The sequence below is a fragment of the Providencia sp. 2024EL-00732 genome (genome assembly GCF_044006275.1).
Lineage (GTDB): Bacteria > Pseudomonadota > Gammaproteobacteria > Enterobacterales > Enterobacteriaceae > Providencia > Providencia huashanensis.
Genome location: NZ_JBIPDG010000005.1, coordinates 60,233 through 80,949 on the forward strand (window position 1 = coordinate 60,233; position 20,717 = coordinate 80,949).

Consider the following 20,717-nt stretch of genomic DNA (forward strand, 5'->3'; position numbering starts at 1 on the left):
TGGGCACCTCTATATATGATATGCAGCATCAGGAACATCAGTAATAAACATATAACCGGGTGCATGACTCAAAGCAAAAGGAACACCGGACTTCATTACTGCCGCTTGTGGCGTCACTCCGCATGCCCAAAATACCGGAATTTCCCCTTTTTCAATTCTGACGGCATCACCGAAATCAGGGCGCATAATATCCTGAATACCAAGCTGCTCAGGTGCACCAACATGAACAGGCGTTCCATGAACCGCGGGAAAGCGCCCAGTAATACTCACGGCATCCGCGATGCGGTCAGCGGGGATTGGGCGCATTGAAACAACTAATTCCCCCTGCAAACGCCCCGCGGGGCGACATAATCGATTCGTTTTAAACATGGGGACATTCGATTGATCAGTGATATGCCGTATATCAATACCCGCCTCAATCATTGGCGTTTCAAATGTAAAGCTACAACCAATAAGAAAGGTGACTAAATCTGGATGTTGTTGATAAATCTCTGTCGCATCTGTAATTTCAGCAGCTAACTGCCCATTTTCCCAAACACGGTAACGTGGAATATCTGTCCGTAAATCAGCTCCGTCTGCAAGGCTTGTTTGCCAACTCCCTGCTTCGCATACATCTAGCACTGGGCAACTCTTAGGGTTACGCTGTGCGTATAATAAAAAATCGAACGCCCAGTCACGGGGCAAGGCTATCATATTGGCTTGTGTCATTCCGCTGGCAAGCCCTGCTGTTGGTTTATCATAACCACTACGAATAGCTTCTCTGGCGGCGCGTGCCGCATCAATCGCTTGTTGCGATGCCTTCATAAGTTGCGTCATTAGCTATCCCTTCTATGCACAAAACCCTGAATTTCAATGCCTTGATTTTCTAATACATTACGTACTTCCTGTGCCATTTCTAACGCACCGGGGCTATCCCCATGTACACAAATCGACCCAGCTTCAATCGGAGTAAATTGGCCATCAATTGACATCACCCCGCCTTCGTTAACCAGTTGCAACATGCGTTGTGCAACTAATTGCGGGTCATGTAAAACTGCGCCTTCTAATCGACGTGAAACTAACGTGCCATCGCTGTTATAAGCCCTATCCGCAAAGGCTTCAGCCACCACATTCAACCCACTTTCTCTTGCCCATTCAATCAATGGCGAGCCCGCTAATGCGACTAATATCAATTGATTATCAACAGCTAACATTGCATTAATCACAGCCATCGCTTGGCGCTTATCGTGAGCAATCGTGTTATACAGTGCCCCATGGGGCTTAACATAACGTACTTGAGTCCCAACGGCGGTAGCTAGCCCTTGCAGAGCGCCAATCTGGTAAATAACATCCGCCATTAATTCATCAGTAGCAATATCCATATTACGACGACCAAAACCAACTAAGTCGGGATAACCAACATGAGCACCGACCACAACCCCATTATCTTGAGCCGCTTGCAGTGTTTTTAATATGCCTTCTGGTGACCCCGCATGGAACCCACAAGCAACATTAGCACTGCTAACCACGGGAAGGATCGCTGCATCATTCCCCATACTCCATTGACCAAAACTTTCCCCGAGGTCACTGTTTAAATCGATTTGTTTTTTCATCATCGCCCCTTGGGTTACTTCAGATAATTAAAGATTGTACTGACAGACATAACACCCATATACCAAGTTAAGGCACAGGTAATAACCCCAGACCATAATAACCAACGTGGATAGTGGTATCCCGACATCAAATCAGTTCTTTTCCAACCAATATAAACAAACAAGGTCAATCCAATAGGCAAGATTAACCCATTGAAACCACCTGCAAATACTAATAATGCGGCAGGCGCTGTTCCCATAAATAAATAAACAATTAATGAAATAGCAATAAATAGGATGGTCGCGACATTACGCTGCCTTTCGGTAATTGATGATTTAAATGCCGTTAAAAAACTCATTGATGTATAAGCTGCACCAATCACGCTGGTCAGTGCCGCAGCCCATAAAATTAAGCCAAAAATACGTAAACCAAAGTTACCTGCTGCTGCCTGAAATGCTTGAGATGCAGGGTTAGCCGCATGCCCTGAAATATCAATCGTTACACCACTTGCAACCACACCTAAGATCGCAAGGAATAAAATGTAGCGCATCAAACCAACAACTAAGATGCCTTTGGTTGCTGCACTCGACACAATATTTATATTTTCAATCCCTACTGCACCTTTATCTAATAAGCGGTGCGCGCCTGCATAGCAGATATATCCCCCAACGGTTCCCCCGACAATGGTGGTTATCATGGCAAAATCAACCGTATCCGGTAATACACTTTGACGTAGAGCCTCGCCAACAGGTGGGTTTGATGCAATAGCCACAAATAACGTTAGGCCAATCATCACTACACCTAACCCAATAATGAGCCTGTCAATAAATGTGCTTGCTTTACGGGATGAGAAAATATAAATCGCCAGCAATGCACTGATTAACCCTCCCCATTTTGGGTCGAGACCAACAAGTGCATTTAGCCCTAAACCTGCACCAGCAATATTACCAATATTGAAAATAAGCCCACCAAAAATAACCAATATGGCAAGTAAATAGCCACTTCCTGGGATTGTGGCATTAGCAATTTCTGATGAATGCATTTTCGTTAATGTCACGACTCGCCATATATTTTGCTGAACAACAAAATCAATCACGATAGACGCTAAAATACCGAACGCAAATGCCGCACCTAATGTGACAGTAAAGGTTGCTGTTTGTGTAATAAATCCAGGACCTATGGCAGAAGTTGCCATCAAAAAAATTGCACTTATTAATGAAGAACGGCGGCTTTTCACATACTCTGCGGTCGTTGATGCGCTTTCTTGAGCGGCCATATGCATACTCCTCTAATAGTTATTGTTTTAATTATTGATGTGATTGTTGATGTCATGATCATTGAGGCAATTATCGTGCCATTGTTCTACTTGTTATAGATATTGTTAATCTATCTTTAATAGATTGTTGAACAATTAATATGAGATGCTGAATAAACAATCAATAAAAATCGTTATTGATGATTTAAAAACCAAGACGTGATCACTTTTTTAACAAATTATTGAAGTCGGTCTACTTTCTTACAAAATAATCAGCACCAAAATGATGCAAAATTATTTAATTTCACTATATCAGTGCAAAAAATGAGTCTAGTGTGCTCATTGTGCAAGGAAACTTGCCGCTCTAACTCGAATATGTGAATATAGCGACTCATTTAATCGCTAAATTAAAACTATTCTTTTTATGAAAAAACAACCTGTTGCACAAACCTTATCCGTGACTATTGCAGAAACTATTCGCTATAAAATTACGGCGGGAGAAATCACTCCAGGTCAGCGCTTATCTGAAGCAACATTAAGTGAAGTGTTAGATATTTCACGCAACACCTTGCGGGAAGTGTTTAGGGTTCTCACTCAAGAAGGCTTACTTACCTACGCACCAAATAGGGGCGTATTTGTTTCTGTGCCTGATATGGCTGCTATTATTGACATCTATCAAGTACGCCGCTTAATCGAGTGTGATGCACTCACTCATGCATATGCTTTACACCCCGCGGTTCAAAAAATGAAAGAGGCAGTCAGCTGTGCACGTGAGCATGAAAAAATAGAAGATTGGGTTGGTGTAGGAACCGCAAATATGCAGTTTCATACCGCGATTGTCGAGTTATCAGATAGCGAACGCCTAATTAAGCTGTATCGTAATGTTTCAGCAGAATTACGCTTAGCATTTGGTCACCTTAATGACCCCAAAATTCTCTATGCCCCTTATATTGATAAAAACCAATCTATTCTTGAATTATTAGACTCTGGTCGTAATGTAGAAGCAGCCAGTGCCCTACGTAGCTACCTTGATTTATCAGAGCGCACATTACTTGCAGCATATAAGCGCAGCCAATCCTCAACAAATTAATGCAGAATATTTTTTACGGGATAATACAACATAGATTCGATTAATTTTTCGGCAGTTAGATAATCGCCAAAAACTAATTGTTAATTAATAATATCCTCAAATTTATTTTTTATATTATATTTTCTATTCCCTGCAACAAATCAAACACTTTAAGTCATTACCTTCCCATAATTAAGTCTTATGACAAATTAATTAACATTAATAACATAATTAATTAAAAAAATAATAACCAATAGTTACTTAAACACAACACACGTCTCTAACATCTCCCCTTCCTTAAAAGATACATTTAGTCATATATTTTTACATAATTACTTGTTTATACATAACATAATAACAAAATATACATAATGAAATAAATCACCCAATGTAATCACTCTATTTTTTCGAGTTAATAGTTGTAGTTTTATCGAATATTGGTTATAAAATTTATGATAATAAAAAAGCATATACATAAATATTATTTATATAATGAGATTCCACTATGACATTAAACCAAGTAACTAAAAAGAAACCATTTAAATTTGGCCTAGGGTGGCAAATATTGGTAGCTCTCATTTTAGGCGTTATTGCTGGGGCGCTTTTACATGATAATACTGAATACAAAGATTGGCTTATTCTGAATATTCTGTCTCCAGCTGGTAAGATTTTTATTCAATTAATTAAAATGATCGTTGTTCCTATTGTTATTTCTACTCTAATAGTAGGGATAGCCGGGGTTGGAAATACAAAGCAGCTAGGGTCCCTTGGGTTTAAAACTATCGTTTACTTTGAGGTTATTACTACCATTGCTATTATTGTCGGGATCTCTTTCGCCAATATATTCCAACCCGGTGTTGGTATTGATATGTCACAATTAACACAAGTCGATATATCCCAGTATGAAAAAACAACCCAAGAAGTTGCAAGCCACCCTTCAGGGATTATTAATACTATCCTGACTTTAGTTCCTAGTAATATTTTTTCAGCAATGGCAAGTGGTGATATGCTTCCAGTCATTTTCTTTGCTGTTTTATTTGGCTTAGGGCTTTCTTCTTTGCCTTTAGAGAAAAAACAACCATTACTTGATGTGCTACAGACTTTTTCTGAAACCATGTTTCGTGTAACTAACATGATCATGATGTATGCCCCTATCGGTGTATTTGCCTTAATTTCAGTTACTGTCGCTAATTTCGGCTTTTCATCATTAGTCCCACTATTAAAATTAGTCATACTTGTCCACTGCGCAATTATATTTTTTGCGGTAGTTGTATTGGGCTTAGTCGCTCGTTACTGTCGAATAAATATTTTCACCTTAATGAAAATATTAAAAGACGAATTATTGCTTGCTTATTCAACAGCAAGCTCTGAAACAGTACTCCCTCGTATTATGGATAAAATGGAAAAATACGGGGCACCAAAATCGATTACCAGTTTTGTCATTCCAATTGGTTATTCATTCAATTTAGATGGTTCAACATTATATCAAAGTATTGCTGCGATATTTATTGCCCAACTCTATGGTATTGAGCTTTCTATCGGGCAAGAATTAATACTTGTATTCACATTAATGATCACTTCTAAAGGGATTGCAGGGGTTCCTGGTGTATCATTTGTTGTTCTTCTCGCCACCTTAGGCAGTGTGGGTATCCCATTAGAAGGTCTTGCATTCATCGCTGGTGTCGACCGTATTCTTGATATGGCCCGGACAGCCCTTAATGTGGTAGGTAATGCCCTTGCTGCACTAGTAGTTGCAAAATGGGAACACAAATATGATAAGAAAAAAGCACTTGAATATGAACAATCCTTTTAGCCATTTCAATATATAAAAAGGATAATGCTCTTTATATTAATTTATAGAGAGCATTTTTATTATTTTTATATCACCATTAATCAACTAATATAAATCCCTTATAAAACTCACTTAATTTAGTTATTTATACTTACCTCTTACTTAATAAAATTTAATTTACATCACACTTTTTCAAAAAAATTATTTTATATTCGTTTTTTGTTCATTTCTTTACTACGCTAAATAAGTCATTTTTAATTAGTACAAGCAGGAAAGAATGAACCAATTAAGAAGATTCCTTTTATTTTTAAAATTACTCCAGCATCTTATGGTACTTTTTATATTTTCATTATCATTTTTATTACTACACAACTGGTTCTAATAAGAAAGCCTCGTATAATACGAGGCTTTCTTACAATAAAATCATTAATCATATATTTGGTGGGTTTGCTTTAATAGCATCAAAAAATACTCACCACTTACTAATCATAATATTTAAACAGGTTATCTCACTGTTTGATTTAAATTTACTGAATAGCAAATTTATAAATACAGTGAAGCCTCCCCTTCAGGTCTAGTTTTAAAACGCCTATGAGCCCAAAGATACTGCTCAGGAGCCTTTCTTATTTCAGCTTCTAACACTGAGTTAATCGTTGTAGCATCCAGCAAAGCATCTGTTGTCGGATATCCAAGTATTTCCTTTCCCAGTATTAAGTCATATTTAACGCCGCTTTTATTTCTTAATAACGTAACAGTAAGAGTTGGCGAATGTGACAGTTGAGCAAGGGTTGATGTCCCTTTTGATGTGGAACTATGTTTAACCGAGAAAAATGGGGCAAAGATAGTTCCTTTTCTACCAAAATCTTGGTCTGGAGCAAACCATATTGCTTTACCGCTTTTTAATTCTTGAACCATGAATCTGAGATTTTTCCGGTCAATCATTCCTTTGCCGGAGCGACAGCGGCCTCTAGTCTGGATGTATTCCATTGCTTTATTGTTATGTGGCCTGTACATCGCATTAACAGGAAAACAGAGCCCCATGATCCTACCACCTAGCTCTAGCGACATAAAATGCACACCAACAATAATCACACCTTTATTTTTGGCCACTGCATCCAAATAATTTGACATTCCCTTAACTTGGAACAGTTTTTTAACTTTTGTATCACTCCAGAACCATGCTATTCCAGTTTCGAATAGAGCAATACCTAATGATTTTAAATTTTCGGTGACTAGATCATCAATTTCTTTTTTACTTTTATTTGGAAAACATAATTCTAAATTTCGCTTTATAATTGAGACTCTTCGCTTAATAAAATACCTTGAGTTTTTCCCCAAGAAGGCCCCTAACCAAACTTGCCATGTATAAGGTAACTGTACCAATAAATATAAAAGAGATACCCCTAACCATGTTACTGCATATTTTGGATGGAACAACTTCAGTGAAAACGGGTTTGTGGCGTACATTATATCTCCCAATACTTCGCCTTTGCAGAATGCACGCTATTTTAGACTGCATTTCGTCTGTTAAATTCAACATGAATGCCATAACGAATGAATGCCACAACAATATAAGCTGACTTAAACAGTGAGTATTATATCAATAATCCGTATAAACACTACCCTCAGCTATGAATAAGCAACCAAATATTTTCTCACGTTATACTTTTACCAGATAAACACTAATAGTTTTTACCTACTCATGTTAAAGCATCGCAGTGATTAGAGGGAATATGAGGCACCAACGGCTAACGTTGGAAAAATGAGAGTGGGAAGCGATACCTATTTAGTACTAAATCATCTAACTGAGTATGCAATGAAGGTCGACAAGCTAATGTTCTGTGATAGCTCAAATATGTCCCATCGACTATTTAAAGCAGTAGAATGACCTGAATGACAAGCAAGAAAAAACCCGTTATCTCTATGAGATAACGGGTTCTTATTTGGTGCCGGCTACCGGAGTCGAACTGGTGACCTACTGATTACAAGTCAGTTGCTCTACCAACTGAGCTAAGCCGGCGAATATGGCGGAGAGATAGAGATTCGAACTCTAGGATGGTTTCCCATCGGCGGTTTTCAAGACCGCTGCCTTCGACCGCTCGGCCATCTCTCCATGGGGCGCGATTATGGAGGAATCCCGACGCCTTGTCTACCCCTGAAAGTAAAAAAATTGATTTTTTTACTTCGTTTGGCTAATCTTCACTCAATTACTCTCTATTTGCGAAAAATAATGGTAATATCTGTGCAAAATCGGTGTCTATCATTTCTCTAGGCGTATGATTTTTAACCTAATAATTTTTAGCCTATGGGAACGCACGCTACAGTATGTACAAACAATCATCATTAAAACCAAGCACTCTTTCACGTATTTTTGCTGCGTTTATTCTGTTGTTAATTGTGATGCTGTTTTTATCACTATTTAACTACTATCAAGCATGGGTGCAAAACCGCCAGACCTCATTAAGTAGTATGGCCACTAGGTTAGCGTATCAAATCGAAGACTACCGCTACCAAGCTAGCCACATTTATAAGCTTGCCAATGATAAAACAACTCCCACTGCTATAGATAAACTTTCCGTGACAGAAATGCGCCATGATATTTTTTGGTTAAGTAGTGCAAACCAAACTATTGATGCGATTGTATTTGGGAATAATAAAAAAGCGAATAATGTATTAGCCACTAAGCTAGCTGATTATATGGAGATTGTCTGGGGTGCACGCAATGAATATAACTCAATGTATTATCTTAATGGGCTAGATAATACTTTAGTTTTAGTAACTACTCATTCAATACTTAAGCCTGAACTACGTTTTAAGGAAAGCTATCTGACTCTAACTGCTGAAGAAAAGCGTGCGGATATGTTGACTCAGTCGACACTGTTAGATAGACGAGAAATTATATCTAATATACAAAAGTATTCTCCAGATAACCTCTTCTATTATACATATCGCTTGATGTTCAACTCTCCAGGGCAGCTAACCAGTGTTATTTCGTTTGATATTTCCATTAATTCGCTGATCCCAGCAAGCCTTAATGGGGATTTTTTCACCATTAATACACGCCCATCAAGTACTGGCAGTAATGAGTCTCATACCTCTTGGGTTGGAACAAACCTAATATTTTCGCAACCTATTGAAGGGACTAGCTATCAGCTTTATTATCATACTTCATTAAAAAACATTATTTTTAATATGGTGAGCTTTAACCTTTGGTTAATGACAGGCATGCTCATCATGATTTTCCTTGCTTTGTTGATCATGGCTTTTATTCGTAAACGGCTTATTTCTCCCAATACCAACATGCTACAAGAACTCCATTTTAACGAAGCGCTAAACAATGCCCTGATTAACCATATTGCCTATGGTATTTTAGTCTACGACTTTAATGCCAACAAAAAAATCCTTAGCAATAACATTGCAAATCAATTACTACCTTCAATGGATTTGGTTCATATAAAAGAGATGGCAATCGAAAATCATGATGTTATTCAGGTTTCGATTGAAAATATTGTTTATGAGATCGTACTTGTTGAAAGTGCAACCAAAGCAAATACTGTCATGTTTATTATTGTAGATAAAGACAAGGAAGCTCTCACTCAAAAACGCCAAGAACTAGCCAACCGTGAATATAAAAAGAATATCCAAATGCGCAAGGTTGTATTTGAAAATATGTGTAGTGAAATACTTCCTGCCCTTATCCAAATTGACGACCAATTAACTAAATTAGCTAAAATTTCAGGTGAAAATAACCAAAAATTTGTTTTAGAAATAGAAAGTCAGCTATTTTATATTAACCGTTGGTTTGAAAATATAGGGTTGCTAAATCAGCTAGAATCAGAAACAACTCCACTAAAAAGTGAAAAAATTTCGATTGCAAATGTCGTTAATCAGTTTTTGAAACAAAACCTATCGCGTCTTAATAATAAAGGGTTAGCCCTTTATTTTCATAACAATATCAATCCTGATTCATTAATTGAAACCAATTTGGCTTATTTACAGCATCTAATACAACTCATTTGGGATTATTCTATTGCAACAACCTCTTTTGGGAAGATATCTTTCACGCTATCTTATGATTCAGAAAAAAGAGTCGTTTTACTTAACATTAGAGATAGTGGTTCAGGGCTTAGTAACCAAGAACTTAATAACTTGCAAAGTCCTTTTCTTGGGAAAATACTAAATTCATCTCACTTCACTCGTTCTGGTATGACATTTTATTTATGTAAGTTATTGGTAAAGAGGATGAATGGGACATTTTCGATTCGTACTAGCGATGCGATAGGCACACATTATGAGATTACACTTCCAGCGACCAATGAACTCCTTGTTAAGGATTATCCTGCTTTATTAGAGGATGTCTACGTGCGGTTAAATATTCATAATGCAGATATTTCGCGTATTATCAGAAATACCTTAGCCAATTATGGCGCAGAATTTCTTGATTTAAATGAAAGTTCTCCGCATACGGATTGGGATCTGTTGATCACTGATAATAATGAAGAATGTTTTGAACACATTATCAAAATTAATGGTAATCTTTCTGGAATGCACGAGTTGCAACCTCACTACATAGAGGTTAATTATAACTTTGCTGATGAGCTTATTAGTGCAATTTCATTACTTATCGAAAATTCGGATAGCGAAGATGAATGTTCACGCTTACCAGAACCTAACGAGGTTGAATCTCAAACTTCATTATCTAACCCTGATGGAGAAATGGAAAATGCAATTAAAAGTTATCAATTAGTTTTAGCTAACAGTGGATATCGAGATTTGTTCATAACAACAGTACCGATAGATATTAATAAACTGTATAATAGTGAAAGTGTTGAGGATTTGACCGAATTGAAAAACACTGCACATCGTTTAAAAGGAGTTTTTGCTATGCTCGAATTCACAGTTCTTCATAAAATTTGTGAAGATTTAGAGCGTTATATAGCAGATGAAAACGGATTGGAAATAAGAAAATGCATTAGCATGCTGGATAATTCAGTCAAAAAACTAATGCCAGAAGGTAACCAATAAGATGAATAACCTAAATGTCATTGTTGCCGATGATCACCCTATTGTTCTTTTCGGTATCAGAAAATCACTTGAACAAATCGAATGGGTGAATATCGTAGGTGAATTTGAGGACTCAACCTCTTTAATTAATAACTTAGCACGCTTAAACGCTGATGTTCTAGTTACTGATTTATCTATGCCAGGTGATAAATACGGCGATGGTATTACGTTAATCAAATACATTAAACGCCATTATCCTGACCTTTCAATTATTGTTCTCACCATGAACAATAATCCAGCCATTCTAAGTGCAATTCTAGAACTGGATATCGAAGGTATAGTGTTAAAACAAGGCGCACCAGCAGATTTACCTAAAGCATTAGCGGCCTTACAGAAAGGTAAAAAGTTTACCCCTGAAAGTGTGAGTAAATTGTTAGAAAAAGTCAATGCGAGTGGTTACGGTGATAAACGCTTATCGCCAAAAGAAAGTGAAGTTCTGCGTTTATTTGCTGAAGGTTTCTTAGTCACTGAAATTGCTAAGAAGCTTAATCGTAGTATCAAAACAATTAGTAGCCAGAAAAAATCAGCAATGTTGAAATTAGGCGTTGAAAATGATATTGCCTTACTGAACTATCTTTCTTCTGTCAGCATTGATAACTCGCCTTCAGAGTAATATTTAAGTTCTTTTACTACACGATAAAAACCCGGTTACGGGTTTTTATTTTTTACTCCATTCATTTCTCAGCAAAAACGGGTCAATGTCTCGCGCAAAATAGCAATAGTGGTTGGTTTTGATAAACAATCATTCATACCCGCATCGATACAGCGTTGTTTTTCCTCAGCCATCGCATTCGCTGTTAGTGCAACAATAGGTAAATTACATTCTAAGCGGCGTAACTCTCTTGCCAACTGATAACCATCCATATTTGGCATGTTAACGTCCGTTAAAATAATATCAGCATGATGGCTATCTAAGTATTTCAGTGCATCTAACCCATCCACTGCAGTACCCGTTGTAAAGCCGATGCTGGCTAATTGTTCACTCAAAAGCATCCGGTTGATTGGGTGGTCATCAACAATAAGTACATGGTATTCACCCAAAGAAAAATCTGCCATTAGTTGCTCATTCGAGCTAACATTTTTCTGTGAATTCTCAACGGTTTTCATAATAACTTTATCAATTAATACGGGTAACTTATCTAATTGATATGTGTTATAAACCCATTCATTTGATTTTGCTTCATAAAGATCACCTGCGTAGAAGCTCGACAACTGAATATGATGAGTGCTTCTCACTTCCCCTTTATGCTCACAATCGGTTATCAACAGGTCATAATCGATTGTTTTGTCGATAGAGTTATTAGTTACTACTATAAATTTTTCATGTGCTAATAGCCGTGATAGGAAATTCATTAAGAATTCGTTTTGGCACGAAATAGCAATACGATAGCCTGTACGATAATCGGGAACCGTTTTTTTAATGTACTCTTGCCCATAAAGTGGGATACGTATTGTGAATGAACTTCCAAGACCTATTTGGGAACTAACTTCTATATCACCATCCATTAGGTTGATTAGTTTTTCACATATAGCTAAACCTAAACCTGTTCCTTTATGTCCGGTATTGTTTTGGTCATGTACTTGAAAGAATGGGTCAAATAATTGCATCACCACTGCTTGAGTCATGCCTATCCCTGAATCTCGGATTTCGACCTTCAAATAATTCTCATCTTTCCAAACATACAACAGTACAAAACCGGATTCCGTAAACTTAATACTGTTATTAACAATATTAGAAACCACTTGCTGTAGCCGTACTGAATCATTGAGAATTAAATCAGGAATGTCAGGCTCAATATAAGAATACAACGATATTTTTTTCTTGGTCACTAATGGCAAATAGTTAGCTAATACAAATGCAAATACTTCCCGACAATTAAAAAGTTTATTTTCTATTTTCAATTGTTTAGATTCAATTTTAGAAAAATCCAAAATATCACTGATGATTTGCAACAGTAATGAAGAAGAATTATCCATTGTGGACACTAAACGCGTTGCTTTTTCGGATAACTCATAACGTTGCAATAATTCAATATTACCGATGATCCCATATAGCGGTGTTCTTAATTCATGACTTACCGTTGCTAAGAACATCGATTTTGCATGGTTTGCTTGCTCTGCAGCATCAGCAATATCTTGCAATGATTTCTCCATTTGCACACGGATACTGATATCAATTAAAACACAAATCGCGACATCTTCATTTTGATAACGAGAATTCACAAAGCTGATCTGTAAATGTGTACCATTTGTTGTCACAACATCAATATAATTACTCGCTTTCTGGCGAATAATTGTCAAAATCCGCTGCTTATCATCATCACTTAATAAGCGAAAATAATCATGAGCCAGCTCATTACTTAGAATATTGCCACCATCCGTTAACCGTAAGATAATGATCCCCACAGGCGCGGAGGCCACAATTTTATGATTAAATTGTTCATGTTCTTCGAGGCGAATAGCGGTATTCGCAGCTGGCTCCAACATTTTTCTTTCTAACAACCAGATTAGAAAGAAAATAAGCCCACCAGTAAAAATATTAAGTACTATCCCGTAGAAGATAGTATCTTCTAAGCTCGCGAGTATTTGAGATGTTGCTATTGAGAAAATAACCGTTACTTGAGAAGGGGCTAAACGCTTCTTAAAAATTAATTTTGAATAATCAGAATTAAAGCCAAAAAAAGAAGGCTCTGCGATATTCAACAGTGCTGAACTTTTAGGATTCATATCTACCGGTGAATATAAAACAGGTTGGTTATAATTATTCACCATCAATATTTCAACTGCTTTATTTTTACTTATATTAAATTGATTCAAATTGATTGAGCGTTCTAGACCAATAAAAGCAAGCAACATCTCTTTATGATTAACAGGTTGAATTAGATAGACTTGGCCGTTATCGGGTTGGGCGCCATGCACAATAGTGAACAAATTACGCTCTTTGCCTCTCAGCCTTAGTCCCTGATAGGTGCGTACACTCTCATAACTCACTTTTTTCAATATCTCAATATCGGATATTGTAGAACGGATCGGATAATCCACCATACAATAACTTCTTGAACCGACTAAAAATACATGATTTAAGGCTTGTGGAGCCGCAATACTATCCTTCCAGAAATAATTTAATTGTTCGAAAGCATGTAAATAATTTTCAGCTCTATTCCTAAAATAATCACAATCTGTATCGGCGGTTAATTTATAAAAAGAATAGTTTGATGCACTAGGCAAATCCATAAAACTTGTAGATGTAGCCTTTCCATTCCCAGATTCTTGTAATTTAGTTTTATATTGTTCAGTCATTGACTGAATAGAATTTAAGGTCGCACCGGTTTGTTGAATATAAGCCTGAAGATTCTCATGCCCTGAATAAAATTGCTGACGTATGTCAGATTTATACTCATTGAATTGTGAATAAAGAAAAAATAAAGTAATAAAAACGCCCATCCCCCACAACATCAAGCCGAGGATACGAAATAAATCTCGAGAGAGTCTAAGTGATGTTTTAAACGAGGGTAAATATCTCAAGCGCCTTCCTGTATATTCGATACCATGACCGTTAATTATACTCGATCACATGATAAAAAAGCGATAAACATGAAAAGTAATAAAAACCATGAGAGATATCAATTAGAAAAGTAAAACGGGCAGCGTGATCGGCTGCCCGTTGAGTAGATTAAACGAAATGATTAATCTTGTTCATTGATGTCTGCATCATCCACACCATTTTCCATGGTGTTTTCGTCTACATTTTCATCATCTAAACCTTCATCATCTTCCGTTTCAGCAACGCGCTGTAAGCCAACAACTTTTTCGTCTTCGGCAGTTCTAATCAGAGTAACACCTTGAGTATTTCGACCAACAATACTGACTTCTGACACTCGAGTACGAACTAACGTCCCTGCATCAGTGATCATCATGATTTGGTCAGTGTCATCGACTTGAATGGCGCCAACTACATTCCCGTTACGTTCACTCACTTTAATGGAGATAACCCCTTGAGTTGCACGTGATTTTGTTGGATATTCTGCTGCTTCAGTACGTTTACCGTAACCATTCTCTGTTACAGTCAAGATATGGCCTTCCCCTCGAGGAATAATTAAAGAGACAACTTTATCGTTATCCATTAATTTTATACCACGAACACCTGTTGCAGTGCGCCCCATCGGTCTTACTGCATCTTCAGCAAAGCGAACCACTTTACCTTGCGCAGAGAACAACATGACTTCATTTGAGCCATCGGTCAAATTAACACCAATGAGTTCATCACCTTCATTTAGGTTAACCGCAATAATACCTGCGCTTCTTGGACGGCTGAATTCTTGTAAAGGCGTTTTCTTCACCGTACCGCTTGCAGTCGCCATAAACACGTTGTAGCCCTCTTCGTACTCTCGTACAGGTAAGATAGCTGTAATGCGTTCGTTTTGTTCAAGTGGTAATAAGTTAACGATTGGACGACCACGAGCACCACGGCTGGCCTCTGGTAATTGGTAAACCTTCATCCAGTATAAGCGACCACGACTTGAGAAACACAAGATGGTATCGTGCGTATTGGCAACCAAGAGGCGTTCAATAAAGTCTTCGTCTTTCGTCCGCGCTGCCGATTTACCTTTCCCTCCACGACGCTGTGCTTCGTAATCAGACAGAGGCTGATACTTCACATAACCTTGGTGAGATAACGTAACGACCACATCTTCTTGATTGATTAAATCTTCAATATTGATGTCCGCGGTATTCTCGGTAATTTCAGTACGTCGAGGGTCATTATATGTATCACGAATAATTTCTAATTCTTCGCGAATAACTTCCATCAAACGTTCAGGGCTGCGCAAAATAAATAACAGAGCTTCAATTTGAATTAAAAGTTCACGGTATTCTTCGAGTAATTTTTCATGCTCAAGACCCGTTAACTTTTGCAAACGCAAATCAAGAATAGCTTGTGCTTGTTGTTCAGTAAGGAAATATTGACCATCATGAACACCGAACTGTTCTTCTAACCATTCTGGACGAGCCGCGTCATCACCTGCACGCTCTAGCATCGCAGCCACATTACCAAGGTCCCAAGACCTTGCTATCAGCCCTGCTTTGGCTTCTGCTGGCGTTGGTGCCTTACGGATCAGCTCGATAATTGGGTCAATATTCGCTAATGCAATCGCTAACGCTTCAAGTATATGAGCTCTATCGCGTGCTTTACGCAGTTCAAAAATGGTACGGCGTGTAACAACCTCACGACGATGACGAACGAAAGCAGCAATAATATCTTTTAGATTCAGTATTTTTGGTTGGCCTTGATGTAAAGCCACCATATTAATGCCAAAAGAAACTTGCAGCTGAGTTAATGAATACAAGTTGTTTAGGACAACCTCACCCACCGCATCACGTTTTACCTCAATGACAATACGCATGCCGTCTTTATCTGACTCATCACGTAATGCACTGATACCGTCAACACGTTTGTCTTTGACTAGTTCAGCAATTTTTTCAATCAAGCGAGCTTTATTCACTTGATAAGGTATTTCGCTGACAATGATGGTTTCACGGCCACTTTTCTCATCGACTTCGACTTCTGCACTAGCACGGATATAAACCTTACCACGCCCTGTACGATAAGCATCGATGATACCACGACGACCGTTGATGATGGCAGCAGTCGGGAAATCTGGGCCCGGTATGTGCTCCATCAAACCTTCAATACTGATATCTTCATCTTCTATATAGGCAAGACAACCATTTATAACTTCCCCTAAATTGTGAGGAGGAATATTAGTTGCCATCCCAACAGCAATACCTGACGACCCATTAACTAAAAGGTTAGGGATTTTCGTTGGCATTACTTCAGGAATTTGCTCTGTTCCATCATAGTTTGGAACGAAATCAACGGTTTCTTTTTCAAGATCAGCCAGTAGCTCATGAGCAATTTTCGCCATACGGATTTCCGTATAACGCATTGCCGCAGCTGAGTCTCCATCAACTGAACCGAAGTTTCCTTGACCATCCACCAGCATGTAACGCATAGAGAAAGGCTGTGCAAGACGAACGATAGTCTCATAAACAGCGCTATCACCATGTGGATGGTATTTACCGATGACGTCCCCGACTATACGGGCAGATTTTTTATAGGGTTTATTCCAATCATTTCCCAATACATTCATCGCAAATAGTACTCTGCGGTGTACTGGCTTCAGTCCATCTCGAACATCCGGAAGTGCACGGCCGACAATAACGGACATTGCATAATCCAAATACGAACTTTTAAGCTCTTCTTCGATATTAACTGGTGTGATTTCTCTGGCAATCTCGCTCATGGAACCACTGTCCCTCATAACTTCGGATTCAAAGAGTAGAACTATACCACAATTCGCCAATTTAATAAAAATAAGAGACGGGTATTTGTCTTTCAAGCTATGTATAATAGCGGAAAATTAAGTTTATGTGTCCGAAACTTGAAGGTTCTGCAATGAATAGCTGCGATAACTCAGTTATTGTCTGCATTTTAACCTTCAATAATAAACGGGCGCCTATCACCTCCCTATTAAAATCAGGCTATCAATAATAGGTCTATCGGGTAATAGGATCAAAATAGGAGCTTCTTTAATGAGTGATACCCAAACCCCAGCGTATCTTAATGTCGATAAACAAGAAATTGAAAAATTTGAATCCATCGCATCCCGCTGGTGGGATTTAGAAGGCGAGTTCGCCCCTTTACACCGTATTAACCCATTACGTTTAGGGTACATCATGCAACGTGTAGAGGGGATTTTCGGTAAAAAAATTCTTGATGTAGGCTGTGGTGGCGGCATTTTATCAGAAAGTATGGCGCGTGAAGGTGCGGAGGTTACTGGCCTAGATATGGGCGCGGAACCTTTAATGGTTGCACGTTTGCATTCGCTTGAGTCAGGTATTCCTGTTGAATATGTTCAAGAAACGGTTGAACAACATGCAGATAAACACCCTCAAGCCTATGATGTTGTAACTTGCATGGAAATGCTAGAGCATGTGCCAGACCCACAATCTGTCGTCAGAGCCTGCGCAAAATTAGTTAAACCAGGTGGCCATGTTATTTTTTCTACTATTAATCGTAATAAAAAAGCTTGGTTGATGGCAGTTGTTGCTGCAGAGTATGTGATGAAAATGGTCCCCAAAGGGACTCATGATGCGAATAAATTTATTCGCCCATCAGAATTGATTAGCTGGGTCGATGGAACACAGTTAAAAGATAAACATATCATAGGGTTGCACTATAACCCTATGACTGATAAATTTTGGCTTGGCCCAAATGTGGATGTCAATTATATGCTACACACGATCAGCGAATAGCCTGTTAGTCGCGAAAAGCATAAATCGCAAGCAGTACGTTTAAGAAAGCAGCAAACGATCGCAATTTACAAAATTTATTTTAGTCCTCATGTCGGAAGCTTTTTTTTTATTAGTTCCTTTTACCATGCAGCTTACCGACATGATCTATTTTCTTATCCAACCAGTTATCCACAAGAACCCCGCAATTTGTTCACTTGATAAAATCGCATATTAACATTATCTTGTTATGGTATTCTCAACAAACTACTACATATAGTAGTAAGGCAAAACATAACACAACTAGTCTCATGGCATTTAACCATGGGCTTTTTTATGTTTGCATTACACTATTTGTTGTTCAACCAAGGTGCATTTGCTCATGAACCAGAGTCTGTTAGTCACAAAACGTGATGGACATAAAGAACGCATTAATCTCGATAAAATCCACAAGGTAATAACCTGGGCTGCTGAAGGCCTCAGTAACGTATCTGTTTCTCAGGTGGAGTTACGTTCACAGATTCAGTTTTATGATGGGATCAGAACTTCTGATATTCACGAAACGATGATCAAAGCAGCAGCCGATTTGATTACTGGTGAAACACCAGATTATCAATATCTTGCCGCACGTCTTGCGATATTTAACCTACGCAAGAAAGCCTATGGCCAATTTGAGCCACCAGCACTGTATGCACATGTAAAACACCTCGTTGAAATGGGGAAATATGATAAGCATTTGCTGGAAGACTACTCCGAAGCAGAGTTCGAGCAAATGGATAGTTTTATTGACCATTGGCGTGATATGAATTTTTCCTATGCTGCGGTTAAACAGCTCGAAGGCAAATATTTAGTACAAAACCGCGTAACTGGTGAAATATACGAAAGTGCGCAATTTTTATATATATTAGTTGCGGCTTGTCTATTTTCACATTACCCAAAAGAAACACGTCTTGATTACATTCGCCGTTTCTACGATGCCGTATCTACCTTCAAAATTTCACTACCTACGCCAATTATGGCTGGGGTACGTACACCTACGCGTCAATTTAGTTCTTGTGTTCTAATTGAATGTGGAGACAGCCTTGATTCTATCAACGCCACATCAAGTGCCATTGTCAAATATGTTTCACAACGTGCAGGAATTGGTGTAAATGCAGGGCGTATCCGTGCATTAGGTAGCCCTATTCGTGGTGGTGAAGCATTCCATACTGGCTGTATACCATTTTATAAGCACTTCCAAACAGCGGTTAAATCTTGTTCTCAAGGTGGCGTCCGCGGTGGTGCAGCAACATTATTCTACCCAATCTGGCACTTAGAAGTTGAAAGCTTATTGGTTCTAAAAAATAACCGTGGTGTTGAAGGTAACCGTGTTCGTCATATGGACTACGGCGTTCAGTTAAATAAATTGATGTACGAACGCTTGATTAAAAACCAAGATATCACGTTGTTCAGCCCATCTGATGTGCCGGGTCTTTATGACGCTTTCTTTGCCGATCAAGAAGAATTCGAACGCTTGTATGTGAAATATGAACAAGATGAAAATATTCGCAAGACCGCCGTAAAAGCCGTTGAGCTATTTTCATTAATGATGCAAGAGCGTGCATCTACTGGTCGTATTTATATTCAAAACGTTGACCACTGTAATACACATAGCCCATTTGACCCACAAGTTGCACCCGTTCGTCAATCGAACCTGTGTTTAGAAATTGCATTACCGACAAAACCATTAAATAACATTAATGATGAAAATGGTGAAATCGCGCTATGTACACTTTCTGCTTTCAACTTAGGTGCAATTGAAAGCCTTGATGAGTTAGAAGAATTAGCCACGTTAGCTGTCCGTGCGTTAGATGCCCTACTCGATTATCAAGATTACCCAATTATTGCAGCGAAGCAAGGGTCTATGGGCCGTCGTACCTTAGGTATTGGCGTGATCAACTATGCTTATTATTTGGCAAAACATGGTGTTCGTTACTCCGATGGCAGTGCAAATAATCTAACGCATAAAACCTTTGAAGCAATTCAATATTACCTGTTGAAAGCCTCAAATGAACTAGCAAAAGAGCAAGGCGCTTGCCCATGGTTCAATGAAACCACTTATGCACAAGGTGTGTTACCGATCGATACTTATAAAAAAGAACTCGATAAGTTAACTAATGAGCCTTTACATTATGATTGGGAAGCACTTCGCCAAGACATTAAACAACATGGTCTGCGTAACTCTACATTATCTGCTTTGATGCCTTCTGAAACATCATCCCAGATTTCAAACGCAACTAATGGTATTGAGCCGCCACGTGGTTACATCAGTATTAAAGCATCTAAAGATGGCATCTTACGTCAGGTCGTCCCTGATTACGAAAATCTTAAAAGTGCTTATGAACTGTTATGGCAAATGCCTTCAAATAGCGGTTATTTACAACTCGTTGGTATCATGCAGAAATTTATCGACCAGTCGATATCTGCAAACACAAACTATGACCCAACTCGTTTCGAGAGCGGTAAAGTACCAATGAACCAATTGCTAAAAGATTTATTGCTCGCCTATAAGTTTGGTGTGAAAACACTTTACTATCACAACACCCGCGATGGCGCGGAAGATGTGCAAGGTGATCTGGAAGAAGTTGTTGAGTCAGCAGATTCCGATTGCGAAGGCGGCGCGTGTAAAATTTAAT

The 20,717-nt window shown here is 38.4% G+C and carries 12 protein-coding genes and 2 tRNA genes; 6 read left to right on the forward strand and 8 right to left on the reverse strand.

All coding sequences use genetic code 11. The features are described from left to right. Positions 1-9 precede the first annotated feature (9 nt). The 3 genes from ACHB7C_RS10360 to ACHB7C_RS10370 are packed head-to-tail and all read right to left on the reverse strand — an operon-like array spanning position 10 to position 2,848. Positions 10-816: a putative hydro-lyase gene (locus tag ACHB7C_RS10360; protein WP_166685178.1), complete on the reverse strand. Its 807-nt coding sequence runs from the start codon at positions 814-816 to the stop codon at positions 10-12. Continuing rightward, on the reverse strand, positions 816-1,592 hold the full coding sequence (locus ACHB7C_RS10365) for a LamB/YcsF family protein (RefSeq protein WP_042844402.1): 777 nt from the start codon (positions 1,590-1,592) through the stop codon (positions 816-818). The genes ACHB7C_RS10360 and ACHB7C_RS10365 overlap by 1 nt, the downstream gene beginning before the upstream one ends. A 14-nt stretch (positions 1,593-1,606) precedes the next feature. Then, on the reverse strand, positions 1,607-2,848 hold the full coding sequence (locus ACHB7C_RS10370) for an NRAMP family divalent metal transporter (protein ID WP_042844404.1): 1,242 nt from the start codon (positions 2,846-2,848) through the stop codon (positions 1,607-1,609). 403 nt (positions 2,849-3,251) lie between these two features. On the opposite strand from ACHB7C_RS10370, the gene ACHB7C_RS10375 reads away from it, so the two are divergent. Together ACHB7C_RS10375 and gltP are read left to right on the forward strand one after the other, a co-directional pair. After that, positions 3,252-3,917, forward strand: coding sequence for a GntR family transcriptional regulator (locus tag ACHB7C_RS10375; RefSeq protein WP_042844405.1), 666 nt, complete (start codon positions 3,252-3,254; stop codon positions 3,915-3,917). Positions 3,918-4,401: 484 nt separating this feature from the next. Next, on the forward strand, positions 4,402-5,709 hold the full coding sequence (gene gltP, locus ACHB7C_RS10380) for a glutamate/aspartate:proton symporter GltP (protein ID WP_048607486.1): 1,308 nt from the start codon (positions 4,402-4,404) through the stop codon (positions 5,707-5,709). 522 nt (positions 5,710-6,231) lie between these two features. On the opposite strand, the gene lpxL is transcribed toward gltP, so the two are convergent. The 3 genes from lpxL to ACHB7C_RS10395 all read right to left on the reverse strand — a co-directional run bounded on the left by lpxL (position 6,232) and on the right by ACHB7C_RS10395 (position 7,801). After that, positions 6,232-7,155, reverse strand: a complete 924-nt coding sequence (gene lpxL, locus ACHB7C_RS10385; protein ID WP_048607488.1) for an LpxL/LpxP family Kdo(2)-lipid IV(A) lauroyl/palmitoleoyl acyltransferase — start codon at positions 7,153-7,155, stop codon at positions 6,232-6,234. A gap of 477 nt (positions 7,156-7,632) precedes the next feature. Then, positions 7,633-7,708, reverse strand: a tRNA-Thr gene (locus ACHB7C_RS10390). Positions 7,709-7,713: 5 nt separating this feature from the next. Beyond that, positions 7,714-7,801: transfer RNA gene (locus ACHB7C_RS10395), tRNA-Ser, on the reverse strand. A gap of 212 nt (positions 7,802-8,013) precedes the next feature. Between ACHB7C_RS10395 and rcsD the strand changes: the two genes are divergently transcribed. Both rcsD and rcsB read left to right on the forward strand, forming a co-directional pair. Then, a complete protein-coding gene (rcsD, locus tag ACHB7C_RS10400; protein ID WP_042844408.1) occupies positions 8,014-10,713 on the forward strand; it encodes a phosphotransferase RcsD in 2,700 nt (899 codons plus the stop codon). Between the two features lies 1 nt (position 10,714). After that, positions 10,715-11,365 carry a response regulator transcription factor RcsB gene (rcsB, locus tag ACHB7C_RS10405; protein ID WP_004259923.1) on the forward strand — a complete coding sequence of 217 codons (651 nt, stop codon included), beginning with the start codon at positions 10,715-10,717 and terminating at the stop codon, positions 11,363-11,365. A 68-nt stretch (positions 11,366-11,433) separates the two neighbouring features. On the opposite strand, the gene rcsC is transcribed toward rcsB, so the two are convergent. Next, positions 11,434-14,277 carry a two-component system sensor histidine kinase RcsC gene (rcsC, locus tag ACHB7C_RS10410; RefSeq protein ID WP_395347262.1) on the reverse strand — a complete coding sequence of 948 codons (2,844 nt, stop codon included), beginning with the start codon at positions 14,275-14,277 and terminating at the stop codon, positions 11,434-11,436. Between the two features lie 161 nt (positions 14,278-14,438). After that, on the reverse strand, positions 14,439-17,054 hold the full coding sequence (gene gyrA / locus ACHB7C_RS10415) for a DNA topoisomerase (ATP-hydrolyzing) subunit A (RefSeq protein WP_105881096.1): 2,616 nt from the start codon (positions 17,052-17,054) through the stop codon (positions 14,439-14,441). 289 nt (positions 17,055-17,343) lie between these two features. Between gyrA and ubiG the strand changes: the two genes are divergently transcribed. Together ubiG and nrdA are read left to right on the forward strand one after the other, a co-directional pair. Then, positions 17,344-18,066, forward strand: coding sequence for a bifunctional 2-polyprenyl-6-hydroxyphenol methylase/3-demethylubiquinol 3-O-methyltransferase UbiG (gene ubiG / locus ACHB7C_RS10420; RefSeq protein ID WP_042844412.1), 723 nt, complete (start codon positions 17,344-17,346; stop codon positions 18,064-18,066). 358 nt (positions 18,067-18,424) lie between these two features. Then, positions 18,425-20,716, forward strand: coding sequence for a class 1a ribonucleoside-diphosphate reductase subunit alpha (gene nrdA, locus ACHB7C_RS10425; protein ID WP_042844413.1), 2,292 nt, complete (start codon positions 18,425-18,427; stop codon positions 20,714-20,716). Position 20,717 lies beyond the last annotated feature (1 nt).